At 66.4% G+C, this 18640-nt stretch carries 22 protein-coding genes and 4 tRNA genes; 22 read left to right on the forward strand and 4 right to left on the reverse strand.

Annotated features, from left to right (window positions below; genetic code table 11):
* Positions 1 to 6: 6 nt before the first annotated feature.
* Both ACFRAQ_RS00905 and ACFRAQ_RS00910 read right to left on the reverse strand, forming a co-directional pair.
* Positions 7 to 426 carry a helix-turn-helix transcriptional regulator gene (locus tag ACFRAQ_RS00905; protein WP_379092313.1) on the reverse strand — a complete coding sequence of 140 codons (420 nt, stop codon included), beginning with the start codon at positions 424 to 426 and terminating at the stop codon, positions 7 to 9.
* On the reverse strand, positions 423 to 1697 hold the full coding sequence (locus ACFRAQ_RS00910) for a geranylgeranyl reductase family protein (protein WP_379092316.1): 1275 nt from the start codon (positions 1695 to 1697) through the stop codon (positions 423 to 425). Before ACFRAQ_RS00910 ends, ACFRAQ_RS00905 begins: the two co-directional genes overlap by 4 nt.
* A gap of 179 nt (positions 1698 to 1876) precedes the next feature.
* On the opposite strand from ACFRAQ_RS00910, the gene ACFRAQ_RS00915 reads away from it, so the two are divergent.
* Both ACFRAQ_RS00915 and htpX read left to right on the forward strand, forming a co-directional pair.
* Positions 1877 to 2899, forward strand: a complete 1023-nt coding sequence (locus ACFRAQ_RS00915; RefSeq protein WP_357281789.1) for a polyprenyl synthetase family protein — start codon at positions 1877 to 1879, stop codon at positions 2897 to 2899.
* A 168-nt stretch (positions 2900 to 3067) separates the two neighbouring features.
* Complete coding sequence (gene htpX / locus ACFRAQ_RS00920) at positions 3068 to 3949, forward strand: zinc metalloprotease HtpX (RefSeq protein ID WP_379092320.1); 882 nt, start codon at positions 3068 to 3070, stop codon at positions 3947 to 3949.
* Positions 3950 to 4024: 75 nt separating this feature from the next.
* Here htpX and ACFRAQ_RS00925 read toward each other — a convergent pair whose 3' ends face one another.
* Entirely contained in the window at positions 4025 to 4516 is a 492-nt protein-coding gene (locus ACFRAQ_RS00925; RefSeq protein ID WP_357281786.1) for a YajQ family cyclic di-GMP-binding protein, read from the reverse strand.
* 138 nt (positions 4517 to 4654) lie between these two features.
* Here ACFRAQ_RS00925 and ACFRAQ_RS00930 point away from each other — a divergent pair.
* The 10 genes from ACFRAQ_RS00930 to rplA all read left to right on the forward strand — a co-directional run bounded on the left by ACFRAQ_RS00930 (position 4655) and on the right by rplA (position 9697).
* Positions 4655 to 4736 (forward strand) — tRNA-Tyr (locus tag ACFRAQ_RS00930).
* A 284-nt stretch (positions 4737 to 5020) separates the two neighbouring features.
* Positions 5021 to 5093 (forward strand) — tRNA-Thr (locus ACFRAQ_RS00935).
* A gap of 81 nt (positions 5094 to 5174) precedes the next feature.
* Positions 5175 to 5247, forward strand: a tRNA-Met gene (locus ACFRAQ_RS00940).
* 42 nt (positions 5248 to 5289) lie between these two features.
* A complete protein-coding gene (rpmG, locus tag ACFRAQ_RS00945; protein ID WP_029925945.1) occupies positions 5290 to 5460 on the forward strand; it encodes a 50S ribosomal protein L33 in 171 nt (56 codons plus the stop codon).
* Positions 5461 to 5660: 200 nt separating this feature from the next.
* Complete coding sequence (locus ACFRAQ_RS00950) at positions 5661 to 6704, forward strand: fused (3R)-hydroxyacyl-ACP dehydratase subunits HadA/HadB (protein ID WP_379095700.1); 1044 nt, start codon at positions 5661 to 5663, stop codon at positions 6702 to 6704.
* A 180-nt stretch (positions 6705 to 6884) separates the two neighbouring features.
* Positions 6885 to 6957: transfer RNA gene (locus ACFRAQ_RS00955), tRNA-Trp, on the forward strand.
* Positions 6958 to 6986: 29 nt separating this feature from the next.
* On the forward strand, positions 6987 to 7376 hold the full coding sequence (gene secE / locus ACFRAQ_RS00960; RefSeq protein WP_379092323.1) for a preprotein translocase subunit SecE: 390 nt from the start codon (positions 6987 to 6989) through the stop codon (positions 7374 to 7376).
* Between the two features lie 138 nt (positions 7377 to 7514).
* A complete protein-coding gene (gene nusG / locus ACFRAQ_RS00965) occupies positions 7515 to 8318 on the forward strand; it encodes a transcription termination/antitermination protein NusG (RefSeq protein WP_357281784.1) in 804 nt (267 codons plus the stop codon).
* A gap of 163 nt (positions 8319 to 8481) precedes the next feature.
* The gene (gene rplK / locus ACFRAQ_RS00970) at positions 8482 to 8916 is read left to right on the forward strand and encodes a 50S ribosomal protein L11 (protein ID WP_357091071.1); all 435 of its coding nucleotides are present in this window, start codon (positions 8482 to 8484) and stop codon (positions 8914 to 8916) included.
* A gap of 70 nt (positions 8917 to 8986) precedes the next feature.
* Complete coding sequence (gene rplA / locus ACFRAQ_RS00975; protein ID WP_357091073.1) at positions 8987 to 9697, forward strand: 50S ribosomal protein L1; 711 nt, start codon at positions 8987 to 8989, stop codon at positions 9695 to 9697.
* A 92-nt stretch (positions 9698 to 9789) separates the two neighbouring features.
* On the opposite strand, the gene ACFRAQ_RS00980 is transcribed toward rplA, so the two are convergent.
* Positions 9790 to 10041, reverse strand: coding sequence for a hypothetical protein (locus tag ACFRAQ_RS00980; RefSeq protein ID WP_379092328.1), 252 nt, complete (start codon positions 10039 to 10041; stop codon positions 9790 to 9792).
* A gap of 108 nt (positions 10042 to 10149) precedes the next feature.
* Between ACFRAQ_RS00980 and ACFRAQ_RS00985 the strand changes: the two genes are divergently transcribed.
* The 10 genes from ACFRAQ_RS00985 to ACFRAQ_RS01030 all read left to right on the forward strand — a co-directional run bounded on the left by ACFRAQ_RS00985 (position 10150) and on the right by ACFRAQ_RS01030 (position 18639).
* Positions 10150 to 10464 (forward strand): hypothetical protein, encoded by a 315-nt coding sequence (locus ACFRAQ_RS00985; RefSeq protein ID WP_379092331.1) that lies wholly within the window; start codon positions 10150 to 10152, stop codon positions 10462 to 10464.
* 1 nt (position 10465) lies between these two features.
* Complete coding sequence (locus ACFRAQ_RS00990; RefSeq protein ID WP_379092334.1) at positions 10466 to 10768, forward strand: hypothetical protein; 303 nt, start codon at positions 10466 to 10468, stop codon at positions 10766 to 10768.
* Between the two features lie 355 nt (positions 10769 to 11123).
* On the forward strand, positions 11124 to 11687 hold the full coding sequence (gene rplJ, locus ACFRAQ_RS00995; protein WP_357091081.1) for a 50S ribosomal protein L10: 564 nt from the start codon (positions 11124 to 11126) through the stop codon (positions 11685 to 11687).
* A 63-nt stretch (positions 11688 to 11750) separates the two neighbouring features.
* The gene (rplL, locus tag ACFRAQ_RS01000) at positions 11751 to 12131 is read left to right on the forward strand and encodes a 50S ribosomal protein L7/L12 (RefSeq protein ID WP_379092338.1); all 381 of its coding nucleotides are present in this window, start codon (positions 11751 to 11753) and stop codon (positions 12129 to 12131) included.
* Between the two features lie 278 nt (positions 12132 to 12409).
* The gene (locus tag ACFRAQ_RS01005) at positions 12410 to 13468 is read left to right on the forward strand and encodes an ABC transporter ATP-binding protein (RefSeq protein ID WP_379092341.1); all 1059 of its coding nucleotides are present in this window, start codon (positions 12410 to 12412) and stop codon (positions 13466 to 13468) included.
* Positions 13469 to 13478: 10 nt separating this feature from the next.
* Entirely contained in the window at positions 13479 to 14273 is a 795-nt protein-coding gene (locus ACFRAQ_RS01010) for an ABC transporter permease (RefSeq protein WP_357091085.1), read from the forward strand.
* Positions 14274 to 14353: 80 nt separating this feature from the next.
* Positions 14354 to 15142: an ABC transporter permease gene (locus tag ACFRAQ_RS01015; protein ID WP_379095702.1), complete on the forward strand. Its 789-nt coding sequence runs from the start codon at positions 14354 to 14356 to the stop codon at positions 15140 to 15142.
* A gap of 70 nt (positions 15143 to 15212) precedes the next feature.
* Positions 15213 to 16547, forward strand: a complete 1335-nt coding sequence (locus ACFRAQ_RS01020; protein WP_379092345.1) for an MCE family protein — start codon at positions 15213 to 15215, stop codon at positions 16545 to 16547.
* A gap of 8 nt (positions 16548 to 16555) precedes the next feature.
* Positions 16556 to 17632 carry an MCE family protein gene (locus ACFRAQ_RS01025; RefSeq protein ID WP_379095705.1) on the forward strand — a complete coding sequence of 359 codons (1077 nt, stop codon included), beginning with the start codon at positions 16556 to 16558 and terminating at the stop codon, positions 17630 to 17632.
* Positions 17632 to 18639 (forward strand): MCE family protein, encoded by a 1008-nt coding sequence (locus tag ACFRAQ_RS01030; protein WP_379092348.1) that lies wholly within the window; start codon positions 17632 to 17634, stop codon positions 18637 to 18639. Before ACFRAQ_RS01025 ends, ACFRAQ_RS01030 begins: the two co-directional genes overlap by 1 nt.
* The last annotated feature ends 1 nt before the right edge of the window (position 18640 follow it).

The following is an 18640-nucleotide window of genomic DNA, read 5'->3' on the forward strand; positions in this document are numbered from 1 at the left end:
GTCGCGTCAGTCCGCGCGTTTCCGATCCGAGAGACCGTGCATGAAGACGTAGCAACCGGGAATATGGGGTGCGCCCTCGGCAGCGAACTTCGCTTGATACTCCGAGGGCGACATCCCCACCAGGTCGGTGAATTTACGACTGAACGAACCGAGGCTGCTGTAGCCCACCAGCATGCAGGCCTCGGTCACCGTCACATTGGTGGCGCGCAGCAGATCCTGCGCCCGCTCGATCCGCCGCTCGGCGAGATACAGGGCGGGCGTCTTGCCGTAGGTGGCCGCGAAACACCGCAGGAAGTGGTACTTCGACACCCCCGCGGCCGCCGCCAGACTGTCCAGGTCCAGCGGCTCCGCGTAATTCCGGTCGGCCAGATCCCGCGCTCGCCGCAGATGCGGCAGCAGCTCCTCGGGAACCGGCCTGGCGTTCACGAGAACGGCTGTAGCTTGTCGATCCGCATCGAGGCCCGTCCCGCGCCCCGCCACAGGCGGGCGGTCAGATCCAGGTCCTCGTCGGTCACCAGATTGCCCATCACTCGGACCGCGGTGCGCTGCAACAGCTTCGACCGCATCAGCGGCGGCCCGCCCAGCGGCACCGTGCGCGGATGCGTGGCCAGTCCGGCCAGTCGCCGCGCCACCGAATAGGTGCGGCCGTAGCGCTCCCGCAGCAGGTCCGGCCAGATACGGGTGAGGTCCGGCTGGTCCAGCAGCCCGGCCAGCATGTGCCCGCCCTCCAGGCCGTAGTCGATGCCCTCGCCGTTGAGCGGGTTCACGCAGCCCGCGGCGTCGCCGACCAGCGCCCAGTTGCGCCCGGCCAGGTTCGACACCGCGCCGCCCATCGGCAGCAGCGCCGACGCCACCGCCCGCGCCTCGCCCTCGAAACCCCATTCCGCGCGCCGCTGGGACACATAGTGCTGAAGCAACGGCTTCAACGCGATATGCGAGGGCCGCTTTTCGGTGGCCAGCGAACCGACGCCGATATTCACCTCGCCATTGCCGAGCGGGAAGACCCAGCCGTAACCGGGAATCAATTCATTGTTCGCATCACGCAATTCGAGATGTGAGGTGATCCACTCGTCGTCACTGCGCTCGGATTTGATGTACGCCCGCGCCGCGGTCCCGTACGCGTACTGGCGGTGCCAGGTGCGGCCCAGCATCTTGCCGACGGGGGAGCGCACCCCGTCCGCCACGATCAGCGTCTTGCAGGACACCGCGCGCAGCCCGCCGTCGGTCTTGATGGTCACGCCGGTGACCCGGTCGCCCTCGCGGGCCACCTCGACCACCTTGGCGCCGTCCACCATCCGCGCCCCCGCCTTGACCGCGGTCTCGCGCAGTTTGTCGTCGAGTTCGGTTCGCGGAACGGCACTTCCGTAGGTGGGAAAGGATCCGTTCGGCCAGGGCAGCAGGGCCTCGCGCCCGAACCCGGCCATCCGCAGGCCCCGGTTCACGGTGTGCGCCCGCACCCAGTCGCCGAGCCCCAGATGCTCCAGTTCGGCCGTGGCGCGCGGGGTGAGCCCGTCGCCGCAGGTCTTGTCGCGGGGGAACAGCGCCGAATCGGTCATCAGCACGTCCCGTCCCGCGCGCGCCGCCCACGCGGCCGCGGCGGACCCGGCGGGACCAGCGCCGACGACCAGAATATCGGCGTGCGCCGGCAGAACATCCGACGATTTCCCCTGCTCGGGCGCGACTTCCGATGAACCCATGCGACCAATACTCGCAGCACATCACCGCGCGCGCATATTTGCCCCGGGGTTCGCCGCCGGGCGTTTCGATTCGCGTGGCGGGTGTTTCGTTGGTCGCACTACGGTGGTGTCCATAGGGGGTGATCGACGCACACGCTAGGTTCTTTGGCGTGGGGTCGGACGCGGCACTGGGAGAAGAAATGAGCGCATCAGCTGTGAGCGATGAGAGCACCGTGGTCGCGGGGGTGGATCTTGGCGATCCCGAGCTCGCCGCCACAGTGCGCAAGGGCCTGATCGAGGTCGAGGACCTGCTCATCACCGAGCTGTCCGACGGCGAGGAATTCCTGCAGGAAGCGGCGCTGCACCTGGCCAAGGCCGGCGGCAAGCGCTTCCGCCCGCTGTTCACCATCCTCACCGGCCAGCTCGGCCCCAATCCCACCAGCCCCGACCTGGTCGTCGCGGGCACCGTGGTGGAACTGGTGCACCTGGCCACCCTGTACCACGACGACGTCATGGACGAGGCCTCCATGCGCCGCGGCGCCCCCAGCGTGAACTCCCGCTGGGGCAACTCCGTCGCCATCCTCGCGGGCGACTACCTGTTCGCGCACGCCTCCCGCCTGGTCTCGACCCTCGGCCCGGACGCGGTCCGGATCATCGCCGAGACCTTCGCCGAGCTGGTCACCGGCCAGATGCGGGAGACCATCGGCGCCCGGCAGTCCCAGGACCCGGTCGAGCACTACCTGCGCGTGGTGTGGGAGAAGACCGGCTCGCTGATCGCCGCCGCCGGACGCTTCGGCGGCACCTTCTCCGGCGCGAGCCTGGACCACGTGGAACGCCTGGCCCGCCTCGGCGACGCCGTGGGCACCGCCTTCCAGATCGCCGACGACATCATCGACATCTCCTCGGCGTCCGAGCAGTCCGGCAAGACCCCCGGCACCGACCTGCGCGAGGGCGTGCACACCCTGCCCGTCCTCTACGCGCTGCGCGACGAGGGCGCCGAAGGTGACCGTCTGCGCAAGCTGCTGGCCACCCCGCCGCAGACCGACGCCGACGTGGAGGAGGCCCTCTACCTGCTGTCGCGTTCGCGCGGCCTGGTGCTGGCCAAGGAGAAGCTGCACGGCTACGCCGACATCGCCCACGCCGAACTCTCGGCCCTGCCCGGCGGCCCGGCCAACGACGCGCTCGAGCAGCTGGTCCGCTACACCATCGAACGGGTCGGCTGACGCTCCCGGGGGAACCTGTTCCCGGCCCGTATCGTTGACCAGGTGTAACGACCCGTATGGGCGCCACTTGGTGGTTCGCGGCCCGTCTCGTTCAGGACCGAGCGGAGGGAGGGAAGAACGAGACCTCCAGGGCCGCGAACCCGCCCGGAGCGAAGCGGAGGGCAAGAATTGCACAGTCACGGGTATGCGAACGGGTTGAAGACGTTCGGACTCTTGGTCGGGATGTCGGCGCTGATCGTGTTCGTGGGAGCGCTCTTCCGCAGCCCCACGATCCTGATCCTGTCGATCGTGCTGGCGGTGGGCATGAATGCCTACGCCTACTTCAACAGCGACAAGCTGGCGTTGAAGGCGATGCACGCGCAGCCGGTCACCGAGCTGGAAGCCCCCGCCATGTACCGCATCGTGCGCGAATTGGCCACGGCCGCCCGCCAGCCCATGCCGCGCCTGTACATCAGCCCCACCAACGCGCCCAATGCCTTTGCCACCGGCCGTAATCCGCGCAATGCCGCGGTCTGCTGCACCACCGGCATCCTGCAGATCCTCGACGAACGGGAGCTGCGCGCGGTGCTGGGGCACGAGCTGTCCCACGTCTACAACCGAGACATCCTGATCTCGTCGGTCGCGGGCGCGCTCGCCTCGGTCATCTCCGGCCTGGCCAACCTGGCCTTCTTCGCGGGCGCCTTCGGTGGCGGCAACCGCAATGGCGAGGGTCCGAATGTCATTGCGCTGCTGTTGGTTTCACTGCTGGGACCGATCGCGGCCACGCTCATCAAACTGGCCGTCTCCCGCTCCCGCGAATACCAGGCCGACCAGGACGGTGCGGAACTCACCGGCGACCCCCTGGCGCTCGCCTCGGCCCTGCGCAAACTGGAACGCGGCACCCAGGCCGCCCCGCTGCCCCCCGAACCGCAGCTGACCGCCCAGTCCCACCTGATGATCGCCAACCCCTTCCGGGCCGGCGACAAGATGGCCCGCTGGTTCTCCACCCACCCCCCGATGGCGGACCGCATCGCCCGCCTCGAGGAGTTGGCGGGCGGCCCCCGCCAGTGAGGGGTACGGGGGCCATGCCCCCGGGATCCCTTCTTCGGGGGTGTGGGGGCGAAGCCCCCACCTGTCCCACCGCTCCTAGCGGTAGTTCACGAACTGCAGGGCGATCTCGAAGTCGCTGCCCTTGAGAAGGGAGATGACCGACTGGAGGTCGTCGCGGCTCTTGCTGCTGACGCGCAATTCCTCGCCCTGGATCTGCGCCTTCACGCTCTTGGGGCCCTCGTCACGGATCTTCTTGGCGATCTTCTTCGCGTTCTCCGTGGTGATGCCCTGGACCAGGGTGCCTGTGATTTTGTACACCTTGCCGGAGGCCTGCGGATCGCCCGCGTCGAACGCCTTGAGCGAGATGTCGCGGCGGATCAGCTTCTCCTTGAACACGTCCAGGGCCGCCTTCACGCGGTCCTCGGACTCGGCGCTGAGGATGATCTTCTCCTCGCCCGACCATTCGATGCTCGCCCCGGTGCCGCGGAAGTCGTAGCGCTGGCTCAGCTCCTTGGCAGCCTGGTTCAGGGCGTTGTCCACCTCCTGGCGATCGATCTTGCTGACCACATCGAACGACGAATCCGCCACACTCTTCTCCTGTCCGAGACCGGATATTCGGGATGTTCCAACACCGACGCTAGCCGCTCCGGCATGGCTGTATCCAGCCGGTTTGCATTCCGGGCGTGGGTTCAGGGTATTCTGCTGAAGCGCTGGAAGGCGTACCCCGGCGGATTGCCCGAGCGGCCAAAGGGAGCTGACTGTAAATCAGCCGCGTAATGCTTCGGAGGTTCAAATCCTTCATCCGCCACTGCAAGAGCCCCGCAGACAAGAGTCTGCGGGGCTCTCTGCATGTGGCCTCTGCTCCGGCGGGTTCGTGGCCCCTGGTCCCGATTCTTCCCTCCTCCGCTCCTCCGCTTCGCTCCCCGCTCCAAGGCGGAGGTCTATCGAGCCGCGGTCCGGAATCGTGACGGCCGCGAACCTTCGAGTGGTTCAAAACATCCTCTGACCAGCCGGTTTGGAGAGTGTGCGGGGATGTGTGTAATCTCGTTCAAGTCGTCAGCGCCCCGGTCCAGACCGGAGCAAGACAGACACGCCCCCTTAGCTCAGTCGGCAGAGCGTTTCCATGGTAAGGAAAAGGTCAACGGTTCGATTCCGTTAGGGGGCTCGCCGGATTGCCGGTGGTGAACGGCTCGGCTTCTCCTAGCAGGACCCGGGACCTCCCCGCCGTCAAGTACCGACACCAGATGGCGGTGTAGCTCAGTCGGTAGAGCAAACGACTCATAATCGTTGTGTCGCCGGTTCAAGTCCGGCCATCGCTACATACTGATATCCCAATCAGGCTGACCGGAAAGAAGGCAATCGTGGCCGCGAAGTCCACTGATATCCGGCCAAAGATCACCTTGGCCTGCGAGCAGTGCAAGCACCGCAACTACATCACCAAGAAGAATCGGCGTAACGACCCGGACCGTCTCGAGCTGAAGAAGTTCTGCCCGAACTGCGGTACCCACCGGGCGCATCGCGAGTCTCGCTAACTTAATCCCGCGCGAATCGACCGCGTGGACAGAGTGCCGGATCGGTAAGTCACTTCGTCTCTTAGAAAGGGACAAGGGACCCGGTCCGGCACTTGGCGTATATACCGGTGGTTCTGCGCTCTCGCCCGTTCCCGTTTCCTGGGAGCAGATAGGGACTTCCTGCCGTGACGATCAACACTGAGATTGATATCGAGGCCGATATGGTCGAATCCGAGCTCTTCGACCCTGCCGCGCACGCCGCCGCCATGGTCGGCCACCACTATCGGGTGGAGGACTACTACGAGGTCGGCCGCGAGAAGGTGCGCGAGTACGCCCGCGCGGTGCAGGATTACCACCCGGTGCACTGGGACGAGGACGCCGCCGCCGCGCACGGTCACGACGGCCTGGTCGCCCCCCTCACCTTCATCTCGCTGGTCGGAATCCTGGCCCAGCGCAAGCTCTTCGAGCAGATCGTCACCGGCTACGACCTGAGCCAGATCATGCAGACGGACCAGATCCTGGAGTTCCACCGTCCGATCAGGGCCGGGGACCAGCTGTCCTGCGTCGTCTACCTGCACTCGTTCCGCCAGGCCTTCGGCGGCGACATCATCGTCACCCGCAACGACGTGCTGGCCCAGAACGACGAACTGGTGCTCACCACCTACACCACCCTGATCGGCCGCAGCGGCGGTGACATCGACCCCAATATCGGTGACGCCGTGCGCAATGTGCTCATGCACGGGGTCGGCCCGGACGCCGCCGACGCGGGCGAGCCCATCGAGGTCGACACCCCCGACCAGTCCGTGGCGGCGCTGCCGGCCAGCACCGTGGTGGCCAGCGCGCAGACCCGCCGCTTCGAGGATGTCGCCGCCGGTGACGAGCTGCCCGCCCGCACCGTGCTGCTGACCCGCGGCGACCTGGTGAACTACGCCGGCGTCTCCGGCGACGCCAACCCGATCCACTGGAGCGACGACGTCGTGAAGCTGGTCGGCCTGGAAAACGTTGTCGCGCACGGCATGCTGACCATGGGCCTGGGCGGCGGCTTCGTCACCTCGTGGCTGGGCGACCCGGGTTCGGTCAAGGAGTACAACGTCCGCTTCACCAGCCCCGTGTACGTCCCGGTCGACCGTCCCGCGGAGATCGAGTACACCGGCAAGGTGAAGTCGGTGGACCCCGAGACCCGCACCGCGGTGATCGCCATCGTGGCGAAGTCGGAGGGCCGCAAGATCTTCGGTCGCGCCACCGCGACGGTGCAGCTCGGCTGACCGGAAACCCGGGTAGGCCGCGACACCCCGATTGGCGATCGTCAGTCGGGGTAACGTACACTCGAAAATCTGGGGTCACCAGCCGATGCGCGCTGCTCCGAGGAGCGGCGCGTGTTGTATGAAATGACCCTGTAGTACAACTGAAAAGAACAGTGGCTGGAAGCAACCCCGTCCAGCCGAAGGGGCGTAGCTCAACTGGCAGAGCAGCGGTCTCCAAAACCGCAGGTTGCAGGTTCAAGTCCTGTCGCCCCTGCCCTGGATGCCGACTTAGAGAGGATCGACGTGAGCGACGAGCGGGACACTCGCCACGAAGATGGCGACGACACCGCCGCGGTGGCTCGTCCGAGCGGCAAGCGGTCCGCCCGGCGCACCCGCGCCGCGTCGTCCAGCGCCGTCGCGACGATCGAACGACCGTCGGATTCGGCCAAGGCAGCCACCAAGCAGTCCGGCAAAGGCAAGAAGGCCGGGCAGAGCGGTTCGGGCAATCCGTTCAAGAGCCTGATGAAGTTCCTCAAGGAAGTCATCGCGGAACTTCGCAAGGTCATCTGGCCCAACCGCAAGCAGATGGTCACCTATACGAGCGTTGTCCTGGTGTTCGTGATTTTCATCATCGCGTACATCAGCGGTTTGGATGTGGCGTTCATCAAGGGTGTCAACTGGCTCTTCGGCTAGGCGGCACGGTGACCGCGTCTGACCGTCGCGGCCGGTGACCGGCCCCCGGGCAGAGGCGGGGAGCGGGAACATCCGCCGGGCTATGCCTTGCCCCGGCGCGCAGAGGATTACGTGACGACTAAGGAAGCGAGTGCCCCAGTGAGCACCCCGGAGAACGGCACAACCGAGGAATTCCCGGTGGATGACGTGGTGATCGAAGAGACCACCGCGGACGTCGAGGACGCTGAGGGCTTCGCCGACGCCGACGAGTTCGCGGCGGACGCCGAAGAGGCCGAGCCCGCGCAGCCCGCGGCCGAGATCTCCGACGAGCCCGCCGACCCGGTCGCCGAGATGACCGCCGCGCTGCGTCGCGCGCCCGGTGACTGGTACGTCGTGCACTCCTACGCCGGGTACGAGAACAAGGTGAAGACCAATCTCGAGACCCGTGTGCAGAACCTCGGTCTCGAGGACTACATCTTCCAGGTCGAGGTGCCGACCGAAGAGGTCACCGAGATCAAGAACGGCCAGAAGAAGAACGTCAACCGCAAGGTGCTGCCGGGCTACATCCTGGTCCGCATGGAGCTGAACGACGAGTCGTGGGGCGCGGTGCGCAACACCCCCGGTGTCACCGGTTTCGTCGGCGCCACCTCGCGTCCCTCGCCGCTGACCATCCCGGACGTAGTGAAGTTCCTGGTCCCGGCCGCGCAGCAGAAGAAGGCCGCCGCGCCGGCCGCCGCCGCTGCCGCCGCCACGACCGGTGGCGACACCGCCGTCGCGAAGCCGATCATCGAGGTCGACTTCGAGGTCGGCGAGTCGGTGACCGTCATGGACGGCCCGTTCGCGACCCTGCCGGCCAGCATCTCCGAGGTCAACGCCGAGCAGCAGAAGCTCAAGGTGCTGGTCTCGATCTTCGGCCGCGAGACCCCGGTCGAACTGGCGTTCACGCAGGTCGCCAAGATTTAGTCGCAGGGAGGCGGTGGCCCGGGTTTCACCCGGTGTCACCGCCTTTTTCGCGTTCACGTAGACTTGCCGGGTTGTGCCTAGGGCCTGATCTCGAGCTGCCCTGGGCGCAAGTCCCGGAAAAGGCTTACGGGTGATCCGTAAGGAACCTAACCAAGGAAGAAAGATGCCCCCGAAGAAGAAGAAGGTCGCTGGGCTCATCAAGCTCCAGATCCAGGCCGGCCAGGCCAACCCGGCTCCGCCGGTGGGTCCGGCGCTGGGTCAGCACGGCGTCAACATCATGGAGTTCTGCAAGGCGTACAACGCGGCGACCGAGTCGCAGCGTGGCAACGTCATCCCGGTCGAGATCACGGTCTACGAAGACCGCACGTTCGACTTCAAGCTGAAGACGCCGCCCGCCGCGCGTCTGCTGCTGAAGGCCGCCGGTGTGCAGAAGGGCTCCGCCGAGCCGCACCGCACCAAGGTCGCGCAGATCACCATGGACCAGGTCCGTGAGATCGCCAAGACCAAGCAGGAAGACCTGAACGCCAACGACATCGACGCCGCGGCGAAGATCATCGCTGGTACTGCCCGCTCGATGGGTATCACCATCGCGGAGTAAGAGCCTTCCGGCTCGGTGGGAGGGACCGCCTGTCCCGCACCACTTCTGACTTAGACAAGGACAGATCAACATGGCAAAACGAAGCAAGGCTTATCTCGAGGCGGCCGCCAAGGTCGACCGCGCTGCTCTCTACGCTCCGCTGGCCGCCGCGCGGCTCGCGAAGGAGACCGCCACCACCAAGACCGACGCGACCGTCGAGGTTGCCGTCCGTCTGGGTGTCGACCCGCGTAAGGCCGACCAGATGGTCCGCGGCACCGTCAACCTGCCGCACGGCACCGGTAAGACCGCCCGCGTCATCGTGTTCGCCGTCGGTGACAAGGCCGCCGAGGCCGAGGCCGCCGGTGCCGACGCCGTGGGCGCCGAGGACCTGATCGAGCGCATCCAGGGCGGCTGGCTGGAGTTCGACGCCGCGATCGCCACCCCGGACCAGATGGCCAAGGTCGGTCGTATCGCTCGCGTGCTGGGCCCGCGTGGCCTGATGCCGAACCCGAAGACCGGCACGGTCACCCCCGATGTCACCAAGGCTGTCAACGACATCAAGGGCGGTAAGATCAACTTCCGCGTCGACAAGCAGGCCAACCTGCACTTCGTGATCGGCAAGGCTTCCTTCGACGAGAAGAAGCTGGCCGAGAACTACGGCGCCGCCCTCGACGAGATCCTGCGTGTCAAGCCCTCCACCGCGAAGGGCCGCTACGTCAAGAAGGTGACGTTCTCGACGAACACCGGACCGGGCATCCCGGTGGATCCGAACCGCACCCGCAACTTCGCCGAAGAGGACTGAGTCCCTTCCGCGTAGCGTAGCGACGCAAGAACACCCAAGGGCCGGCACGAGAAATCGTGCCGGCCCTTGGTGTTGGCGGGGTGCCCCGAGCGTCACAGGTCGTGGAGGCCGCAGATCGGGTCGCCGGTGCTCATGGTGCACAGGGATCGGATGAGCGTTCCCACGATCGGGGTGACGATGGCGGCCGATCCGGTCTGGAGCAGTGCGGATCCGGCGTCGACGCCCGCCGATCCGGTCGTGCGCGGGGGCAACGTGACATCGGCGTTCGCCGGAGCCGCGGCGAGGCCCGCGATCGCGGTGGAAAGCGCCACGGCGGCAAGGACTTTCGAGACCGTTCTGGTCATTGCTTCCTCCTGGAACCAGTTGCGCCGACACTATCCGAGATCAGCCATTTTGAAATACCCCATTTTTACAGTCTGTCGCGTCCGGAAATTCGATGACAGGGTGCGCACATGCGCCGCCTCGCCTTGACTCTCACCGCATCCGCCCTCCTCGCCGGACTGCTGGCCGCCCCAGCCGCCGTTGCCGAGCCTGTCACGCTGGTGCCCGCGCCGGTCGCCGATTCCGGATCCGCCATCCCCACGAACTGGGGCGACGGGTCCCTGCTGTACCTGCTGCCAGGGGCGGTGCTGGTGGGGATTCCGTTCCTGGGATCCGCCGAGCTGCTGGGCTGCGGATACTGGGACGCTCCTCGCTCCACCACACCGCAATGTCAGCTGATGTACGCCTTCTTCTCGGGCAGCAGCACCCTGAGCGGGGTGCGCTGACATGCGCCGACTCGTTTTCGCCCTGACCGCCGCCACGGTGGCGGCGGGCGCGATCGCGGCGCCCGTCGCATCCGCCCAGCCCCTCGAACCGCCGACCGCCATCGCCGACAGCGGTTCGCTGGCCGACGGGTCCGGCCCGCTGGGCACCCTGCCCTTGATCGTGCTCTTCTTTCCCTACGCCGGATCGGCGATCGCGCTGGGCTGCCCGCTCGGCTCGGGGTCGGGCACCGGCCAGGGCACTCAGGACCCCAACCGTTCCGAACACTGCAAGATGCTGGACAACCTCTACTTCGGCAGTGCGTAGCAGCGCACGGCGATCGAGCGGGCCTGCGCTGCTCTCCGCACCCCGTTTTGGCGTATCGATGCTGGTCCGCTATATTGGACGACGGTCATCGACATGCTCTCCGGAGTTTCGGTGATCACCCCACATCGTTCTACCGAAGACCGTTGGTTGCTGCCGTCAGGCGGCTGAAGGTCCGGCGATATTGCCGGCGACCCACGCAGGGAGAACCGAGGTCGGGAAACCCGCGAGAGATCGCGATCGTTTCTTGTGCGCCCCGGGTTCGCTCTGCGACCGGGGCGTTAGCTTTGTCGCCGGCCCCTGTTGGCGGAACTCGGTAGTTCATACGAGAACCGACCATCCAGAGAGGAGGCGAAGTATGGCGAATTCTGAGAAGGTCACCGCGGTCGCGGAGATCACCGAGCAGTTCAAGGCGTCCACCGCGACGGTTGTCACGGAGTACCGCGGTCTGTCGGTCAGCAAGATCACCGAGCTGCGTCGTGCGCTCGGCGCGAACGCTACTTACTCCGTCGCCAAGAACACCCTGGTCAAGCGCGCTGCCGCCGAGGCGGGCGTGGCTGGCCTGGATGACTTGTTCGTCGGTCCGACCGCTATCACCTTCATCACCGGCGAGCCGGTCGAGGCCGCCAAGGCGCTGAAGGCGTTCGCCAAGGACAACAAGGCGCTCATCATCAAGGGCGGCTACATGGACGGCGCTGCGCTGTCCGTGGCCGAGGTCGAGCGCATCGCCGACCTCGAGTCGCGCGAGGTGCTGCTGGCCAAGCTGGCCGGTGCCATGAAGGGCAACCTGTCGAAGGCTGCCGGCCTGTTCGCCGCCCCCGGCAACCAGGTCGCGCGCCTCATGGCCGCGCTGCAGGAGAAGAAGCAGGCCGAGGGTGGCGCTGCCGCTCCGGCCGCCGACGCTGCTGCCGACGCCGAATAAGTCACTACCCCAAACCTATTCGTCGCCGTGGTGCGGTGACGGAACTACCGAAAGGAAATATCAATGGCCAACGTTGATGAGCTGCTCGAGACCTTCGCCGGCATGACCCTGCTGGAGCTGTCCGAGTTCGTGAAGGCGTTCGAGGACAAGTTCGAGGTCACCGCTGCCGCTCCGGTCGCCGTCGCCGTCGCCGGTGGCGCCGCTGCTCCGGCCGACGCCGCCGAGGAGCAGGACGAGTTCGACGTCATCCTCGAGGGTGCCGGCGACAAGAAGATCCAGGTCATCAAGGTCGTGCGTGAGATCGTCTCCGGCCTGGGCCTGAAGGAAGCCAAGGACCTGGTCGAGGGCGCCCCGAAGCCGATCCTGGAGAAGGTCGCCAAGGACGCCGCCGAGGCTGCCAAGGCGAAGCTCGAAGAGGCCGGCGCCAAGATCACCATCAAGTAAGACGGTGTGTCTCACCGGGGTCACAACCCCGGTGGCGCGGTAATTGTGAAAAGGGTGGTTCCCATTGTGGGACCGCCCTTTTCGCGTATTCTGCTGCCGTGATTGGCGCGTGATCGGTACTGCAATGCGAATGTTGCTACCGACCGGTCAGGTCCCGGTGTCCGAGACGGTATATATGCGATACAGTGACCGGACCTACTGTGACGCGCCACACCGCGCGAAATTTGTGGCGGAACGTCCCACATGTAGGGCGCTCGTCGGAGAAAGTGGAGGTTGGCGTGGGCGTCGAGGTCAGGACCGAAGGCATCACGAAGTCGTTCGGATCCCAGCGTATTTGGCAGGACGTCTCGCTGACGCTGCCGTCGGGGGAAGTAAGCGCTCTGCTCGGCCCTTCGGGTACCGGTAAGTCCGTCTTCCTGAAGTCGTTGATCGGTCTGCTCCGTCCGGAGAAGGGCTCGATCTACATCGACGGCACCGACATCACCACCTGCTCGAACAAGGAGCTCTACGAGATCCGCAAGCTGTTCGGCGTCCTCTTCCAGGACGGCGCGCTGTTCGGATCGATGAACCTGTTCGACAACACGGCATTCCCGTTGCGCGAGCACACCAAGAAGAGCGAATCCGAGATCAAGAAGATCGTCATGGAGAAGCTCGAGCTGACCGGTCTGCTCGGCGCCGAGGGCAAGCTGCCCGGCGAGATCTCCGGCGGTATGCGCAAGCGTGCCGGCCTGGCTCGCGCGCTGGTGCTGGACCCGCAGATCATCCTCGTCGACGAGCCGGACTCCGGTCTGGATCCCGTTCGCACCACGTACCTCTCGCAGCTGTTGATCGACATCAACGCGCAGATCGACGCGACGATCCTGATCGTCACGCACAACATCAACCTGGCCCGTACGGTGCCGGACAACATCGGCATGCTGTTCCGCCGCAACCTGGTCATGTTCGGCCCCCGCGAGGTGCTGCTCACCTCCGATGAGCCGGTGGTCAAGCAGTTCCTCAACGGCCGCATGCAGGGCCCCATCGGTATGTCGGAGGAGAAGGACGAAGCCCAGATGGCCCGCGAGCAGGCCATGTTCGACTCGGGTCACCACGCCGGTGGCGCCGAGGAGATCGAGGGCATCATCCCGCAGATGCGGGCGCAGCCGGGCATGCCGGTGCGTGGCGCGGTGGGCCGTCGCCGTGAGCGGGTCCGCCAGATCATGCACACCCTGCCGCCCGCCGCGCAGGAGGCGATCCGGGAGTCCATGGCCGAGAACGGCGATGCCGACACGCAGGTGATGCCCGCGTACCAGGGTGGCTACGACTCCACGGTTCGACAGAACCTAACTAACGGGTAACATACCGCCCGTGAACCCCTCCTCGACGCGACTGCGCACCTCGGTCGAGTCGGGACTTGCCCAGGCCGGCAATGTTTTCGGACTCTTTCTCGACGTGTTCCGGAAGACGTTCCGCCGGCCTTTCCAGTGGCGGGAGTTCATCGAGCAATCGTGGTTCATCGCGAGTGTCTCGATCCTCCCCGCCGCACTGGTGGCAATCCCGTTCGGCGCCGTGGTGGCCCTGCAGACCGGCTCGCTCATCAAGCAGCTGGGGGCGGAGAACTTCACCGGCGCGACCAGCGTGCTGGCCACGGTCCAGCAGGCCGCACCGGTGGTGACCGCATTGATCATCGCCGGAGCCGCCGGCTCCGCCGTAGCCGCCGATCTCGGCTCGCGCACCATTCGCGAGGAGATCGACGCCATGGAAGTGCTCGGCATCGATCCCATTCAGCGCCTGGTGGTTCCGCGCGTGCTGGGCATGATGCTGGTCGCCTTCCTGCTCAACGGCATGGTCTCGGTCGTCGGCATCTGCGGCGGCTACTTCTTCAACGTGGGGCTGCAGGGCGGCACCCCGGGCGCGTACCTGGCGTCCTTCTCCGCCCTCGCGCAAATCCCCGACCTGGTGATCGGTGAGATCAAGGCACTGATCTTCGGTGTGGTGGCGGGCGTCATCGCCGCCTACAAGGGCTTACATCCCAAGGGCGGACCCAAGGGCGTGGGCGACGCGGTGAACCAGTCGGTGGTCATCACGTTCCTCGTGCTCTTCTTCCTGAACCTCATCCTCACCCTGATCTATCTTCAGGTCGTACCCGCAAAGGGCGCGTGACAATGGTCGTTTCGCAGCGCTCCACCGTTTTCTCCCGGTCGGCGCGCCGGGTCAAGCCCGCGCTCATGGCTCCGGTCAACATGGTCGACAAGGCCGGCGACCAGATGTCGTTCTACTCGCGGGCGATCGGCGCCATCCCGCGGACCATCGTGCACTTCCGCAAGGAGGTCACCCGGCTGCTGGCCGAGGTGACCTTCGGGTCGGGCGCGCTGGCGGTCATCGGCGGCACCATCGGCGTCATCGTGTTCATGTCGGCCTCGGTCGGTGTGGTGGTGGGCCTGCAGGGCTTCAAGGCGCTCGACGCGCTGGGCTCGGGCGTGCTCACCGGCTTCCTCACCGGGTACATCAACACCCGTGAGCTCGCGCCCCTGGTTGCGGCACTGGCACTTTCGGCGACGGTCGGCTGTGGGTTCACCGCGCAGCTGGGCGCCATGCGGATCTCCGAGGAGATCGACGCGCTCGAGGTGATGGCGGTGCCGTCGGTGCCGTTCCTGGTGACCACCCGCGCCATCGCGGGCTTCCTCGCCGTGATCCCGCTGTACGTGGTCGGCCTGCTGGGCACCTACCTGGCCTCGCGGTTGATCAGCATCTACTTCAACGGGCAGTCGAGCGGCTCCTACGACCACTACTTCGCGTTGTTCCTGCCACCCGAGGACGTGCTCTATTCGTTCGTGAAGGTGCTGGTCTTCGCGTTCGTGATCATCCTCGTGCACTGCTACTACGGCTACAACGCCACCGGCGGTCCCGCGGGCGTCGGCGTGGCCGTGGGCCGCGCAGTGCGCGCCGCGATCGTGCTGATCAACGTGCTGGACTTCTTCCTGTCCCTGGCGATCTGGGGCACGACGACGACGGTGCGGGTGGCGGGATGAACGGTCAGCGGCCGGAGGAGGCAGCTTGCGTAACCACGCAGGCCGCCCGCTCATCCCGGATGGAGTCAGCATGAGCAACCCGGAGCGCGGGCAGACGCTGAAGAAGCGGACCCTGGGCGTGCTGTTCTTCGCGCTGGTGGCGCTGTTCCTGTGGACCACCATCGCCGTCTACAACAAGCAGTTCGTGGATACGGTGCGGGTCAACCTGGTCACCGACACCGTCGGCAACGCGCTGACCCGCAACGCGGACGTGAAGGTCCGCGGCGTGACCGTCGGCGAGCTGCGCTCGAGCAGCTACGACGGCAAGAACGTGCACCTGGACCTGGCCATCGACCCCGCCAAGGCGGACAAGATCCCGTCCAACGTGACCGCGCGGCTGCTGCCCAAGACGCTGTTCGGTGAGCGCTACATCGACCTGGTGTGGCCGGACAGCCCGCAGGGCCACCTCACCGAGGGCCTCACCCTGCACCAGGACACCTCCGGCAACGCCGTCGAGGTGAGCCAGCTGCTGGACCACATCCTGCCGCTGCTGCAGGCGATTCCGCCGCAGTACCTGTCCTCCACGCTGGGCGCGCTGTCCAACGCGCTGCAGGGTCAGGGCGAGGAGCTGGGCAAGACCATCGACCGGCTCGACGACATCGTCACCCAGGTGAACGGCGTGATGCCGACCCTGCAGGACGATCTGAAGAGCCTGGCCGACGTGGCCACCACCTACTCCGACGCCGCGCCGCAGCTGGTGTCCGCGCTGGACAACCTGCGCACCACCAACGCGACCGTGGTGCAGAAGAAGTCGCAGATCGACACGTTGCTGGCGACTCTCACCCCGAGTGCCACGACCACCGCCGACTTCCTGCTGCTCAACCGCGACAACATCATCGACGTGGCCGCGGACTCGCGGCCCGCGCTGGAGCAGCTGGCCAAGTACTCGCCCAGCTACAGCTGCGCGCTGGCCGGTTTCGCCGAGCTGAAGCCGCGCATCGACACGCTCTTCGGCAAGGGCACCGACATGCCGGGTTCGCGGGTGAGCGTCTCGATCGTGAACCCGCGCGGGCGCTACGTTCCCAACCAGGACGAGCCGCGCTGGTTCGATTCGCGCGGCCCGCTCTGCATTCCGATGTACCCGCCCTTCACCGATCCGGGTCAGTACACCGACGGTTCCGCCAATGACGGCTCCTACCAGCCGCCCAGCCGGAACCCGGGTGACCAGAACATTGGCCGGATGCAGGCGCCGCAGTACAAGGTGTACGGGCCCCAGACGCCGACGACCGCGTACTCGCCGCAGGAGACCCAGGCGCTGGGCACGATCTACGGTGCCGCCCACGGCGTTTCGCCCGAGGAGGTGCCCAGCTGGGTCACCAAGATCGCCGCGCCCGCCTTCCGCGGCAGTGAGGTGAGCGTCAAGTGAAGGATCTGTTGCGTGGCCTCGGGCCGACGCTGACCAAACTGATCGCCTTCATTCTCGTCACGGTCTTCCTGACGGGCGTGCTGGCGCTCACCATCGCCAACTACGGTGGCGGCGGCACCAAGTTCAATGCCCGCTTCACCGACGTGACCTCCCTGAACAAGGGCGACGAGGTCCGGGTCGCGGGTGTCCGCGTCGGCAAGGTGACCAATGTGGCCATCGTGGACAAGCGCCTGGCCAATGTGGAATTCGAACTGACCGACCGGGATTGGCTGCCCGCCTCGACCACGGCGACCATCAAGTACCGGAACCTGGTGGGCCAGCGCTACATCGCGCTGGAGCAGGGGACCGGGCAGCAGGGCCGCAAGCTGAACAAGGGCGCGACGATCCCGCTGGAGCGCACCAAGCCCGCGGTCAATCTGACCGAGCTGTTCAACGGCTTCCGCCCGCTGTTCCAGACCCTCACCCCCGAGGATGTCAACAAGCTGTCCTACGAGATCATCCAGGTCTTCCAGGGCGAGTCCGGCACCATCGCGGACCTGGTGGCCAACACCGCCTCGCTGACCAACAAGATCGCCGACAAGGACGCGGTGATCGGTGAGCTGATCAAGAACCTGAATCTGGTGCTGGACAGCATCAATTCGCGCGGCGACCAGCTCGACCAGTTGATCGTGAACACCGAGGCGCTGGTCTCCGGCCTGAACGCCGAGCGCGGCACCATCGGTTCCGCGGTCTCCTCGCTGGGCGGCCTGGCCCAGGCCACCGCCGACCTGCTGGTACCGGTGCGGCCGAACCTGCAGGGCGCGATCGCGGGCCTGAACCAGCTGACCGGAACCCTCAACGACCGCAAGGACGAGGTCGAAGAGGGCCTGACCAACCTGCCCATCAAGATGGAGAAGCTGGGCCGCGCCGCCTCCTACGGCTCCTGGTTCCAGTTCTATCTGTGCGGCATCGACATCGTCGCGGGGCCGGGCACCAAGGACGCGCCGCAGCTGAATTTCCCGCCCGCGCTCCAGAACCTGCCGACGGTGAATCAGCCGATCTACACGAACCCGGCGCCGCGCTGCCACGGGAAGGGAGGCCGCTGATGGATGACCGCATTGTCATGGGCAAGCGCAGTCCGGCATTCATGGGCGGGCTGGGCCTGATCCTGGTGCTGCTGGTGACCTTGTCCGCGTTCAACCTGGACAAGCTGCCGCTGATCGGGGCGGGCACCAAGTACACCGCCGAGTTCTCCGAGGCCGCGGGCCTGAAGAAGGGCAACGAGGTCCGCATCGCCGGCGTTAAGGTCGGCGCGGTCTCCGATGTCCGCCTCGACGGCGACAAGGTGCTGGTCGACTTCCGCACCCAGGACGCCTGGATCGGCAACGAGACCAGCGCGTCCATCCAGATCAAGACGCTGCTGGGCCAGAAGTACCTGGCGCTCGACCCCAAGGGCGACCGCACCGCGAACCCGCGTGACCGGATTCCGTTGTCGCGCACCGTGTCTCCCTACGATGTGGTGGACGCCTTCAGCGATGCCGCCAAGAACATCGAGGAGACCAACACCGGGCAGCTCGCGCAGAGCTTCCAGGTGCTCTCGGACGCCTTCTCCGCGACCCCGCCGCAGCTGCGCGGGTCCATCGACGGCGTGGCCCGGCTCTCGGAGTCGCTGGCCAAGCGCGACGACCAGCTCAAGAAGCTGTTCGCCGCCACCCGGACCACCTCGAAGGTGCTGGCCGACCGCAATCAGGAGTTCGAGCGGCTGCTCGCCAACGGCGGCCAGCTGATCGCGGAACTCAATGTCCGCCAGCAGGCCATCCACCAGTTGCTGGCCGGCGCGAAAACCGTTGCGGCGGAACTGACCGCGCTGGTCAAGGACAACGAGGAGCAGATCGGCCCGGCGCTGACCAATCTCGAGAAGACGATCGACCTGCTCAACGACCACCAGGCCGACCTGTCCAAGACGCTCACGCTGGCGGCGCCCTTCTACGGGCTGTACTCCAACGTGCTGGGCACCGGCCGCTGGTTCGACGCGGTCATCACGAACCTGATTCCGCCCGCGCTGCCCGATATTCCAGGCAACCGCGATCCGATTCGCAAGTTGGGAGGGTAAC

Origin of the sequence: Nocardia sp. NPDC056611, from assembly GCF_042792755.1 — a bacterium.
In the GTDB taxonomy this organism is placed as follows: Bacteria; Actinomycetota; Actinomycetes; order Mycobacteriales; family Mycobacteriaceae; genus Nocardia.